Source organism: Flavobacterium panacis (assembly GCF_024649945.1).
GTDB lineage: Bacteria > Bacteroidota > Bacteroidia > Flavobacteriales > Flavobacteriaceae > Flavobacterium > Flavobacterium panacis.
The window spans coordinates 39,147-51,629 of record NZ_JANKMS010000007.1; the positions used below are offsets into that span (position 1 = coordinate 39,147).

A 12,483-nucleotide genomic window follows, 5' to 3' on the forward strand; every position below is an offset into this window, starting at 1 on the left:
TCTCCGTGGTATAAAATCAATTATCTCCAACAACCAATTTCAACGAATTAATATAATCCGTATCAAATTCGATAACCCTGATTTTTTCTGGATTAAAACCTAATTCTCCTCCAAACTGACCACGTGTATCTAAAAAATCGATAGTCAATTCTTCATTATTTAATTCTATTAATTTTCCTAAATAAGCAGATTTAGATGATTTTTTCGCAATTTGAAAAATACCGTATTTCTCAGAAATATATTTTATAATCGAAGCTAAATCTTTGATCGGAATAATATCATCAGAATTTATTTTTAAACCTTTCAAACGAATTACTTTCTCAGTGAAAGCCAAATCGTGATCTCGGTTTACAGCTTCAATGTTTTTATTTCTCAAAATAACGAAACCATCCAAAACAAAATCTACTGGATTATTTCTAAGCAAAATCCATTCATCAGAATAATCAATAAGAAATCCGGAGAAAATCTGTTTTTTATCCTGAAATTCTATCTCGACCAATTGTCTTAAATATTGTTCCATCATATAATTTTTTAAAATTTCAATATTTAAATTCCAAATTCCAATCGCTAAGTATTGGAATTTGGAATTTTAAAAATTTGGAATTTGAATTTAAGGATTAGTAGACCAAATACTACTGTTTTTAATAAAAACTCTTCGATTTAATTTTAATTGTGCAACGATCAAATCTGCCATATCTTCAGACTGCATTACTTTTTCTGGGTTTCCGTCGGTCAGGTTTAAGTCTTTGGCCATATCAGTTGCTACTGTACTTGGCGTTAAAGCCGTAACACGAATATTGTGTTTTCTCATTTCTTGCATCAAAGAATCGGTCAAGCCTAAAACCGCAAATTTCGAAGCACTGTAAGCACTTGTCAAAGCATTTCCGTTTAATCCAGCAGTTGAAGAAATATTGATAATATCACCCGTTTGTCTTTCGATCATGTTTGGAATAATTGCACGAGTCGTGTAATAGGTTCCCATTAAATTCACCTGAATAATTCTTTCCCAAGCTTCTGGTTCTAATTCTAAGAATTTTCCAAAAGAAGCAATTCCGGCGCTGTTAATTAAAATATCAATGTGTTTAAATTCGGCTAAAGCTTTTTCTACCGCTTTGTTGATCGAATTAATGTCAGAAACATCAGCGCTTAAAGCCAAAGCTTTTACGCCCAAGTTCGACGCTTCATCAGCCAATTGTTCTACGTCTTTTTGTGTTCTTGAAACCAAAATAAGATTGACACCTTCTTTAGCCAAAGCAATGGCTACAGCTTTTCCAATTCCTTTTCCTGCCCCAGTAATAAAGGCATTTTTATTTTTTAAGTCGGTCATTATGGTAATTTTTATAAATGCAGAAAGCATCATTTTTAAGTCTTACAAAAATAAGCTTTTGCAAGCTAAAATGATGCTTTCTAAGATATTCTTAATCTAAGTTTAACAACTTTTGATTATTCTTTCAGAACCATGTCAATACACATTACAGCTCCTAAAATTAACTGTCTCAACGGACTATCATCTGCAACGGTATCTTCAATTTTAAGCACATAATTATCCGCACTTGTAAAAAACTCTTTTCCTAATCCAGCCCATTTTTTACTTACTTGTGCCAATTGCTTGTTTTCGTGTGAGAATTTAAAATCCCAGCCTGTCCATTTTCCTTGAAGTGTTGCCACTGGTCTTTCGTTTTTGTCCAGAATGTCAAATTTTCCTCCAATAGAAAAGAATTTTTGTTTGAATGTTCCAACCAAACGATCTTTTTCATCCAAAACTTCAACAGTCGATCTGAAGATGGCAACACCTCTTCTTACTGTAATTAATTTTTCGCCAGAAGCAGTTGTAATTTCAATATTAAATGGAGTTGCTCTTTTGTAATCTGTAAATCGGAATACTTTTGTGAAAAAACCAAGATTGTTCTCTCGGCAGTTCATTATAATCTGATTGGTTTCTGGATGATAAATGTCGTAATTGTTTGCGGCTTTAAACATTCCAACATGTTCTTTTACTAAAAATAGATTTTGGCTTAAAATAGGATTCATGAATTTTGCGTGTAATTAATTTATTATGATTGTATTAAAATTATTCTATAAGAAAGCGAACTTGTACTGAACTGGATATTTTAATTTTTTCAAATTCAATAGCAGGTTCACTAGGTGTACTTTCACTTTCGTATCTTTTTACGCCATAAGCAGTATTTACTACAAGGCCAGCAGCTCTGCCGTATAATTTTTGCGAAATATCTTCAAAATTGCTAATTTGTATAGAGTTCCCAACTTTTTGATTTAAAGGTTTAGTAAAACTTTCTGCGGTTTGTTTCGCATTCAATATTGCTTTTCCATTAATTAAAAGTTTGATCTTTTTTTCGTCCGTATTTTCAATTTTTTCAATTCGTACATTTGAAATTCCAATTTTTTCTAATTCAATAAAGACATTTGAAGTTTCGATTGCATTTTTAACGATAATGGAATACGATTTCGATTTAAAGATATCATTTTGTTTTAATAAATAATTTTTGAAATTACTGGACATGTCATTTAAAGTGACATCTTTTTCAATATTTATTCCGATTTCTTTTAATTTTGAAAACATGTTTTTCTCCAAATCTTCTACCGATTTTTTCCCTTTAGAATCTTTTTCACTTAATAATACATTGATCCAGATTTTATTTGGAACTACCAATGTATCAGCTTGACCAGAAACCTCAATAAAAGGTTTATCGATTAAATTTTTAGTTTGAGAAAAAGAATTTACAGTAACGAATGCTAATAACGCAAAAAGTAGTTGTTTCATTGTTTTTAAATTGAATTTCAAATGTAATAAAATTTGGATTAATTAGTATTGTCTGAGTCCTTACCTGAAAATATTGAATTTACTTTTTACGAGTTACAGTAATTACACCATTTGCGCCTTGATCTCCATAAAGTAATTTTCCTTCATTTGGTTTTAAAACTTTCATAGATTCAATATCATTCGGATTAATTTGGTTCATTTTTTTTTGATCTATTATTTTTCCATCCAAAACATATAAAATCTGAATCAGTGACGATCTAGACGGACCGCATATTGTTACTTTAGTGGGTTGAACTGGCATTGGTTGAACAATAGGAGAAATTTTAGTTTCTCCTATTGTGTCTTTTTCTTTTGAAACTGTTCTATCTTGTGCTAGTATACTATAACTAATAAGTATTAAAAAAATAAGTAAACAGGGTTTTAGTATTTTCATAATATTAATTGTATTGCTTAGAAGTTTCCACCAAACGAATAAATTCTGCTTTGTAACCTTCGCCATCATTTGAATTTCCTTGCTTCGCTAATTTTACAATTTCTTCAGAAGATTTATCCGCAATCAATTTTGAATCTCTTAATTTCAATCCGAACCAGGCAACGGCAGTACTAAATTTCATGTCATCACTTGCTTTTTCCATAACAACTGATTTGTTTTCGATTACCTGAACCATTTCGATGCTTTTTTCTCCATCAGGTTTTTTATAACGGAATTTTACTGTTGCCAGTTCATTACTGTAATTAGTTGAATTGGGTTCTGTTTTCGTGTATTTTAATTCGTCTGGTTGTGCTGTTAGATAATCGCTTTTTACACCCGTTGGAATAATTTCATACAAAGCCGTAACCGTATGATTGCTTCCTAATTCTCCGGCATCAATGGCGTCATTCTTAAAATCTTCTGGACGAAGTTTTCGGTTTTCATAACCAATCAATCGGTAAGACTGAACTTGTTTCGGATTAAATTCGATTTGGATTTTTACATCTTTCGCGATAGCAAACATAGAACCTTTGAATTCTTTTCCTAAAAAACGATTGGCTTCCTGAATGTTATCAATATAAGCGTAATTTCCATTTCCTTTGTCGGCTAAGATTTCCATTTTACTGTCTTTGTAATTACCCATTCCATAACCCAAACAAGTCAAGAATACACCTGTTTTTCTTTTTTCTTCAATCAATTTTTCCATATCAGAATTAGATGAACTTCCCACGTTGAAATCTCCATCTGTTGCTAGAATAACTCTGTTGTTTCCTCCTTTAATGAAATTTTCTGTTGCAGTTTTATAAGCCAATTCAATTCCTGCGCCTCCTGCAGTACTTCCTCCAGATTGTAATTTATCCAGTGCATCAATAATTGTCTTTTTCTCATCGCCAGAAGTTGGAGGTAAAACCATTCCAGCAGCACCAGCGTAAACTACAATTGCCACTTTGTCTTTTGGGCGTAATTCGTTCACCAAAATTTTCAATGATTGTTTTAATAATGGCAGTTTGTTCATGTCGCTCATTGAACCCGAAACGTCAATTAAGAAAACAAGATTTGATGCAGGTAAATCTTCTGTTGGAATGTTTTTTCCCTGTAAACCAATTTTCAGGATTTTATTGTTTGCATTCCAAGGCGAATCGCTCACTTCTGTATTGATTGAAAACGGATGTTCGTTTTTTGGCTGCGGATAAGTGTATTTAAAGAAATTAACCATTTCTTCTACACGCACCGCATCTTTTGGAACCTGCTGTCCGTTGTTTAAAAAACGTCTGATATTCGTATAAGAAGCATTGTCGACATCTATAGAAAAAGTAGAAAGAGGAGCCGTTTTTGGACTTTCGAATGCATTTTCTACAAAAGAGTCATAATCTTCTTGAGTTGGTTCGGCTGGAATTGGCGTTATATTTAATTTTTGATTTAATTCTGTTTCCGAAAGATTTTTGTAAAGCTCATTTTTTGTTGAAATAATCACAACGCCATTTGAGGCTCTGTTTCCATAAATTGAAGTCGCAGCGGCATCTTTTAATACTTTCAAATCTTTAATATCATTTGGATTGATTTTCGCCATTTGATTGGCTTTTGCAGGAACTCCGTCGATAATGTACATAGGTTCATTTTTTGGAGAAACACTTGCAGCACCTCGTATAACCACATTTTGGCTTGGAGCAGCAACATATCCAGCGCCATTTTGAACCTGAACTCCAGCAACTTTTCCTTGTAATGCGGTTTCGTTTCTGTCTTTGCGTTTTGAAAACAAACCAGTTAACATTGATTTTTTTTGAATGCCATAGCCAACGACTACAACTTCTTGTAAATTGGAAGATTCTGGAAGCATTTTAATATTCATTATGTCTGAGTTTTGAACTTTTTGGCTTTGTTTTGTGTATCCAATAAAAGTAAAAACTAACAGATCTCCTGTTTTAGCTTTGATGCTGTATTTTCCGTCGAAATCTGTCGTAGCAACTGCTTTAGAAGCTTGATTAAAAATGTTTACACCAGGAAGTACTTGTTTGTATTCGTCTGAAATGATTCCAGAAATGGTTCTTTCTTGTGCCATGCTCACGAAACATATAAGCATAGCAATGGCTGATGAAATAAGTTTTAGACTTTTCATGATAATAAGTTTTAGAATTAATGTTCGGATTTTGCTTTGTCAAAGCTGCAGACTTTGACAAAGCTTAGAATTACTTTTTAGGAGTCGGTTTTCCTGTTTTTGTAGTGATTATAACAACTCCTTTTTTCCCTTTGTCACCATATTTTTCAGTAGCTTCAAGATCTTGTAAAATGGTTATGGTTTTAATGTCTTGTTTGTCTAAAGGCGCATAAGGGCTCGTCGGATTGTTTCCGAATAAATCATTTTCTGAATAATAAATACCGTCAATGATGTATAAGGGTTCATCAAGAATGACAAGTGAATCCATATTTTCAGGATCTAGATTCGGAAGTTCATTTCGAATCATTTTATCTTTTTTGGCATCATTACTATGTGCCATTGCATTTCCGTTAAGAACTACTAAAGGAGCAGCTTTTTTGGCTCTTGAAGTACTTTTTTCAGCAAAAGCGACCTTTGCAGATTCTCTTTGTGGAGTTTTAGAATACCCCATGTCTGGAGTTACTTCTTTTTGTGAAGAAATTTGATCTTCTTCAATAGTCTCTTCTCTTAAGGTGCTTAATGGGATAGGTTTTCCTGATCCTGCATTTGGCATTGGAACAGATATAATGGGATCTACCTGAGCTGGAGCTGTTTCTTGAATAGCAACACGTTCTTTATTTTTAGTATGATTTTCTAAAATTTTAGCAGCTTCTTCGTTTGAAACAATTCCTGAGTCAGAAGAAGGTGTCGTATTTTTTTGTTCTAAAATAGGTTCTTCAACTGGTTCTTTTTGCGTTTCCTGAATTACTACTTTTGGAGTTTCATTTAAAGTATCTTTATCAGTATGTAAAAATTGAAAACCTAGTGAAATGAGTAAAAGAAGCGAAGCAGCAACGGCAATTTTTTTCCAAAGCGTAATTGTTTTTTTGTCTTCTTTTTTGTCGAGTTTATCTTCAACACGAGTCCAGACTTTTTCCATTGCGGGAAAGTCTTTAAACTCGGCATTTTGCGAAGCCTGTTTTATTTTGTCGAATAATTTATCTTGATTGTCCATGACTATTTTGCTTTTTGATAATAGAGTTTATTAACCAGTTCTTTCAGTTTGGTCTTAGCGGCATTCAATTGTGATTTTGAGGTGCCTTCAGAAATCTTCAGCATTTCGGCTATTTCTTTGTGAGCGTAACCTTCTATAACAAAAAGGTTAAACACAGTTTTACAGCCATCCGGAATGTGGTTTAATAAATTGAGCAAATCTTCTTCTTCTAATGTATTTAGTTCATCGACAGAAGGCTGCGAAAGCAGTTTCACATCGTCTAGATACATATTGAAGTTGGTTTCTTTTCTAATGGTCGCCAAGCAATGATTTACAGTTATTCTTCTGGCCCAGGCTTCAAAGGCATAAGCTTCTTTTAATTGGTCCAGTTTGGTGAAAATAGTAAAGAAAGCATCGGCAAGGGCTTCTTCTATTTCTTCTTCCTTTTTTAAGTATCGTTTGCAAAGGCGGTACAACTTCGGCGCCATGTACTCGTACACCTCGCGCTGGGCATCGCGGTGCATTTTTTTACAGTTTGCTATTTGAGTCTCGTTTATCACAATTGTTGTCTTTCTTATATAGAGAGATAAAAAGATAAAAAGGTTGGGACAATGATTTAAAAAAGTTTTTTTTTTAACTTTTTTAGGTTCTAAGTTGCTGAGGTACAAAGTTACAAAGGTTTCTTATAGAAGTACTGTAGTGCGCCTTTAAAATGTTTTGAACTCTTTTGTGAGACAAATTATTCTCCTAAACAAATGTCATTATAAAATTCTACAATTTCTTTAATGTCTTCAAAAAGCCATTTATCTCCTTTTAATTTTTTGACGATATAATCGCAGTCGGCAAAAACTTTAGAGGTTTTATTTCTCCAAGCATTTAAAACACCACAATTGAGACAAGTTGGATATGTATCTTTTCCCTTTTTGATGTAATAGAATTCAGAAGGTTCTTTTACACGGGAGTTTGCCAAATCTAGACCCGTTTGTTTTTTTACTTGTGATTTAAAATCGCTACTTAAATTAGTGTCGAGAGAGTTTGTCGGTCGATCATCGTACGGATTATAGATTAGATCGGTAATACTGTAATCTGATCCTAGTTTTTTGTATAAAGTGGCTTCTCCCTGAGTAATGATTTCTACCAATTTCGGTTTGTCTAAAGAATTCAATTTTACATATTCAAAACTTCTGGTAGCACCAAAATCAATGAATGTGATTTTTTTTACGAACTCCTCATCCCAAGTGTCAAATTTGTCTTCCTGGCCAATTTTGAATTTTATTTTGTTGAATTTTAGATAGGCTAATCCTTCTATTGAATCTCCATCTTTAAAGTACATTGTTGCCTCATGATTTTGAGAATAACTTTTAAGGCAGATAAAAAATAAAATAATTATGATTTTGTAAAGTTGCTTCATTTGAGAGGTTTAATCTTTTTTGTGTTTCATTGTGTAATCTTTGTGAAAAATCTTTGTCGCAAAGATTCACAAAATAAAAAACACAAAGCTTCACAAAGTTTTATTTTATTGGCAATGTCAATTTATAAATCTTAGTTTCTAAAAGTTCGGTGTCATTATCTTCACAAAGTAAGAACTCAATTTTATTGTTTTCTTTTTTGTAAAGAGTCAGTCCTTCAAATTTATTGGTTGATGTAATTTTTTGAGTAAAATCGATTTTCATAGTTTTGACATCAATCCTTCCGATAAAGCTTCCTAGAATTGCACCATCATCATAAGTTGATTTTGTATCTTCTGCAGTTGAAAGAAAGTAGATTTTATCATCGACTAAAATGGCATCGGTAAAACTGGAACGAACGCCTTTTATTTTTGGAAGTTTGTAATTGACAGAAATCAATGCAAATTCTTCTCCGAGATTTTTGGCATGAATAGTAAAAATCGTGTTTTTGTTAGAAACGCCATTGCCACGATTGAATAAATACCAGTTTTCGCCGTCAAAAATAGCACCTTCCAAATTGAAATCTTCGGGTTTTATTTCTCCAAAATTTTGCATTACAGCATATAAATCTACAAGATTGTTTTTTTGTAAAACTGTTTTTGATTTCATATCAAACTCAATCATTTTGTTTCGGTTTTCGGTTGAACCAGAACCAAAAACATAAAGGGTATCGTTATGATGAGTTAAAGATTCAAAATCAGGTTTCTGACTTTTTGGAATATTTACCGTTGCATTGTCAATTAATGCGTGTTGGTTTAATTGTTTGTTTTCGATATTGTATTCGTATAAGAATCCGCTGTTGTCGCCAATGACATAAAGTGCGTCATTATTAAAAAATAATCCTGATGCAGAACCGATTCCGATAATTTGAAATAATATTTCTAAGGTGAATTTTTCCATGAATTGTTGTTTTGAAAATAACTGCCTAGCCCTGATAGTAATGGAAATACTTTGAAAAGAAATTGCATTTTTTTCCTGACAGAACAAAGCGACCAACGGAAGCTCTTGTTATGGCTTTGGAAAAAAGCAATTTATTGAAAAGTATTGCAATGAATAGCAGGAATTTGCTTCGTAAAATTACTATATTTATGATACAAAAAATGAAAAAGATATGAAATCAATAGACCCGAAAGATTTTAAAGTTGTAGATAAAATTAAACTAAGTAAACTTCCGACTTTATTAAAAGTGGATGCAGATGAGGATGAAAAAGAAGAAAAACTAGATAAGGTTCAGGCTAAGTTAAGTGAATTACAGGATGTTATGTATGCTCACAATAAATATGCAGTCTTGATTTGTCTTCAGGGTATGGATACATCTGGTAAAGATAGTTTGGTTCGGGAAGTTTTTAAAGAATTCAATCCGCGTGGAGTGGTGGTGCATAGTTTTAAAACTCCAAATTCAACCGAATTGGAGCATGATTATTTGTGGAGGCATTATATCGCACTTCCAGAAAAAGGAAAGTTTGCGATTTTTAACAGAACGCATTACGAAAATGTTTTGGTCACTCGTGTGCATCCGGAATTTATTTTAGCAGAGAATTTGCCTGGAATTAATTCGGTCGATGATATTAAACCAAAATTCTGGGAAAAGAGAATCGATCAAATCAATAATTTTGAAAAACATATTACACAAAACGGTACAATTGTAATGAAGTTCTTTTTGCATTTGAGTAAAGACGAACAAAAAGACCGTTTATTGCGCCGTTTGGAAGAGGGAAAACACAATTGGAAATTTTCGCCTGGCGACTTAAAAGAGCGTGCACATTGGGACGAATATCAGCAATATTATGAAGAAGCAATTAATCAGACTTCTAAAGAACATGCACCATGGTATGTAGTTCCTGCCGATGATAAAGATATGGCACGTTATATTGTGGCTAAAATTATTTGGGAAGAATTGAAACAATATACCGATATTCAGGTTCCGGCTTTAGACAAAGCGATTATGGATAATTTTGATGTTTATAAAAAAACTTTAGAAGATAGTTAATGTGGTAATTAGATAATTAGTCAATTAGAAAATTTTATAATTATAAACCCGACAGGTTTTTAAAAACCTGTCGGGTTTATTTTTGAAATGAATTTAATCTTTTAGAATCGTAATACTTATAAAATAAAAATCCGACAGACTATGCGAGCTGTCGGATTTTACCAAAAACAAAATAATAAATTAAACCTATTTTTTATAGTTTAAAACCATAAGCCACACGGAGTGCTATCTGATTGGTTCTAAAATCTTTGTAATCTTCGTAACGAACACTTAAGTCGATAAATTTGTTAGCGTATCCAATTCCTGGCGCCCATAAAAAGGTTGTTTTGTCATAACCATTTGTTACAGCAAATCCAGCACCGACTTCTCCTAAAACATAAAATTGATCTTTTAAAACAAATGCTTTAAAACCTGCTTTGGCTGGAATAAAACCAACATCTTTTATGTTATTTCCAAGATCATCTTTTCCCATAAATAAGTTTGTAAAACCTGTTGTTAAAGTCAATGATGTTTTCTTAGAAAGGTCATATTGTAAACGAACGTCTCCCCCAAGAGCCCAATCGTAATCGCCATCGGTCGGTAATCCTCCATTTAAACCGAATCCTAATCTAAATCCTTGATCGTAAGTTGATGCTTCTGTTTCTTGAGCGAAAGTTGTGTTGGAGAATAAAAAAGCAAAAGCAGCTAGGCAAATAATCTGTAATTTTTTCATGGCTTATATTTTTGAATTATTAATAATGTAAAATTAAAACGGAGGTATTTGGAGATTGTTATACAATTTTTAAAAATCGTTACATAATATTGACTTCGTCTTATTTTTGTCTTAAAATTGGCATATATTTTTATTGATAGAACAGAATTCGTAGCTTCTGATTATCTTTGCCGACTAAAATTGATTACAAGTGAATTTAAAGCAGTACACCAAAGAGTTTTCCTATAATTTAAGATTGGCTTATCCTATTATTTTAGGGATGGTCGGACATACCTTAATCGGTATCGTTGATAATATAATGGTGGGTAAAATTGGAAGTACAGAATTGGCAGCGGTTTCTCTTGGTAACAGTATGATTTTTATTGCAATGTCTTTGGGAATTGGCTTTTCTACAGCCATTACACCCATTGTTGCCGAAGGTGATGCAGAGAAAAATGACAATAAAATTCGTTCGGCATTTCATCATGGTTTGTTTTTGTGTACTATTTTAGGATTGATTCTTTTTGGAGTTATTATGTATGCAAAACCTATAATGGAATTACTAAAACAACCTGCAGATGTGATTGTTCTGGCAAAGCCTTATTTGGGTTGGGTGGCTTTTTCTTTGATTCCGTTAATTATGTATCAAGGATACAAACAGTTTGCAGACGGAATGTCACTAACCAAATATTCTATGTATGCCATGGTGATGGCCAATGTGTTGCATGTTGGAATTAATTATGTTCTTATTTATGGAATCTGGATTTTTCCAAAAATGGGGATTATCGGTGCAGCACTTGGTACCGTGATTTCAAGAATATTTTTGGTTATGTTTATGCATATTATGCTTTCACGAAGAGATGATTTGAAACGATTTTTCAAAAATTTTAGTTTTGAAGAAATTCAGAAAGCAACCATTAAAAAGATTATCAGTATCGGGTTTCCTTCTGCTATGCAGATGCTTTTTGAAGTAGTTTTGTTTACTGCTTCGATCTGGCTTTGTGGTAATATTGGAAAAACAAGTCAAGCGGCCAATCAAATTGCTTTGAGTTTGGCATCGATGACTTTTATGTTTGCCATGGGATTAAGCGTAACTTCGATGGTGCGAGTAAGTAATCAAAGAGGTTTGATGGATTATAAAAAACTGATTGTTGTAGCACGATCTATTTTCCTATTGGCAATTATTCTGGAAACCATTTTTGCCATTTTCTTTATCGTTTTTCATAATTACCTTCCGTATATCTTTTTGAATATGGAAAACACAGGACAAATTCTGGATAATGAAGAAGTAATAAGCATTGCTTCGAAACTACTTTTAATTGCAGCGGTTTTCCAAATATCTGATGGGATTCAGGTGGTGGTTTTGGGAGCATTACGAGGATTGCAGGATGTCAAAATTCCGATGTATATTACCTTTGTAGCGTATTGGATCATAGGTTTTCCAATTTCGTATTATTTAGGAGAGTACACAGAGTTGAAAGCTCAGGGAGTTTGGATCGGACTTTTGGCAGGATTAACAGCAGCAGCAACATTTTTATACATTCGTTTTCAATACTTAACCAAAAGATTAGTTGTAAAATCAAGTGTAGAATAATTAAATTTGAAAAACATAGACCAAAGGTTTTCAAAGATTAGAAATATTGAAAAAGACTTTTAATCTTTGAAATTTGTGGCCAAACAATAACCAATTAATTAAAATAAATAAACATGGAATTACCTAAATTTTTACTTGGAGACAATACCGATTTTCCAGATGATATTTTCATCATTCACCTTGACTATCCTAGATTTATCATTAATTTAAAAGATGATGAGGTTGAATTTTTAGAAGAAGCAGAAGATCTTGATGAGGCAGAATTAAACGCTGAAATGGAAGGTTTGATCGAAAAAGCAAATGATTTCTACGATCGCGAAGTAAATCGTTACGAAGAGTAAAGATGTGCTTTTTGCATCTTTACTTTTCAGTTTATTT

Annotated in this window: 14 protein-coding genes; 3 read left to right on the top strand and 11 right to left on the bottom strand. The window is 32.7% G+C overall.

Translation table 11 applies throughout. The features are described 5' to 3' along the window. Positions 1-16: 16 nt before the first annotated feature. The 10 genes from NQQ59_RS15195 to NQQ59_RS15240 form a co-directional block, all read right to left on the bottom strand. Positions 17-520 carry a hypothetical protein gene (locus NQQ59_RS15195; protein WP_144218279.1) on the bottom strand — a complete coding sequence of 168 codons (504 nt, stop codon included), beginning with the start codon at positions 518-520 and terminating at the stop codon, positions 17-19. A gap of 90 nt (positions 521-610) precedes the next feature. Then, positions 611-1,327 carry a 3-ketoacyl-ACP reductase gene (locus tag NQQ59_RS15200; RefSeq protein WP_144218281.1) on the bottom strand — a complete coding sequence of 239 codons (717 nt, stop codon included), beginning with the start codon at positions 1,325-1,327 and terminating at the stop codon, positions 611-613. A gap of 116 nt (positions 1,328-1,443) precedes the next feature. Further along, positions 1,444-2,031: a phospholipid scramblase-related protein gene (locus NQQ59_RS15205; RefSeq protein WP_144218283.1), complete on the bottom strand. Its 588-nt coding sequence runs from the start codon at positions 2,029-2,031 to the stop codon at positions 1,444-1,446. Between the two features lie 40 nt (positions 2,032-2,071). Continuing rightward, positions 2,072-2,782, bottom strand: coding sequence for an SIMPL domain-containing protein (locus NQQ59_RS15210; RefSeq protein WP_144218285.1), 711 nt, complete (start codon positions 2,780-2,782; stop codon positions 2,072-2,074). Between the two features lie 79 nt (positions 2,783-2,861). Continuing rightward, complete coding sequence (locus tag NQQ59_RS15215; RefSeq protein ID WP_186296628.1) at positions 2,862-3,215, bottom strand: TonB-dependent receptor plug domain-containing protein; 354 nt, start codon at positions 3,213-3,215, stop codon at positions 2,862-2,864. 4 nt (positions 3,216-3,219) lie between these two features. Continuing rightward, on the bottom strand, positions 3,220-5,370 hold the full coding sequence (locus NQQ59_RS15220; protein WP_144218289.1) for a vWA domain-containing protein: 2,151 nt from the start codon (positions 5,368-5,370) through the stop codon (positions 3,220-3,222). Between the two features lie 70 nt (positions 5,371-5,440). Next, positions 5,441-6,403: a hypothetical protein gene (locus NQQ59_RS15225; RefSeq protein ID WP_144218291.1), complete on the bottom strand. Its 963-nt coding sequence runs from the start codon at positions 6,401-6,403 to the stop codon at positions 5,441-5,443. 2 nt (positions 6,404-6,405) lie between these two features. Next, positions 6,406-6,906, bottom strand: a complete 501-nt coding sequence (locus NQQ59_RS15230) for an RNA polymerase sigma factor (RefSeq protein ID WP_144218293.1) — start codon at positions 6,904-6,906, stop codon at positions 6,406-6,408. A 215-nt stretch (positions 6,907-7,121) separates the two neighbouring features. Further along, positions 7,122-7,793 carry a hypothetical protein gene (locus tag NQQ59_RS15235; protein WP_144218295.1) on the bottom strand — a complete coding sequence of 224 codons (672 nt, stop codon included), beginning with the start codon at positions 7,791-7,793 and terminating at the stop codon, positions 7,122-7,124. Positions 7,794-7,893: 100 nt separating this feature from the next. After that, entirely contained in the window at positions 7,894-8,730 is an 837-nt protein-coding gene (locus tag NQQ59_RS15240; RefSeq protein WP_144218297.1) for a DUF6929 family protein, read from the bottom strand. Between the two features lie 211 nt (positions 8,731-8,941). Here NQQ59_RS15240 and NQQ59_RS15245 point away from each other — a divergent pair, with 211 nt between their 5' ends. Continuing rightward, complete coding sequence (locus tag NQQ59_RS15245; RefSeq protein WP_144218299.1) at positions 8,942-9,820, top strand: PPK2 family polyphosphate kinase; 879 nt, start codon at positions 8,942-8,944, stop codon at positions 9,818-9,820. A gap of 193 nt (positions 9,821-10,013) precedes the next feature. Here the strand turns inward: NQQ59_RS15245 and NQQ59_RS15250 are convergent, their stop codons facing one another. Then, on the bottom strand, positions 10,014-10,532 hold the full coding sequence (locus NQQ59_RS15250) for a porin family protein (RefSeq protein WP_144218301.1): 519 nt from the start codon (positions 10,530-10,532) through the stop codon (positions 10,014-10,016). 190 nt (positions 10,533-10,722) lie between these two features. Between NQQ59_RS15250 and NQQ59_RS15255 the strand changes: the two genes are divergently transcribed. Together NQQ59_RS15255 and NQQ59_RS15260 are read left to right on the top strand one after the other, a co-directional pair. Then, complete coding sequence (locus tag NQQ59_RS15255) at positions 10,723-12,105, top strand: MATE family efflux transporter (protein WP_144218303.1); 1,383 nt, start codon at positions 10,723-10,725, stop codon at positions 12,103-12,105. 113 nt (positions 12,106-12,218) lie between these two features. Further along, a complete protein-coding gene (locus NQQ59_RS15260; RefSeq protein WP_132078535.1) occupies positions 12,219-12,446 on the top strand; it encodes a hypothetical protein in 228 nt (75 codons plus the stop codon). Positions 12,447-12,483: the final 37 nt, after the last annotated feature.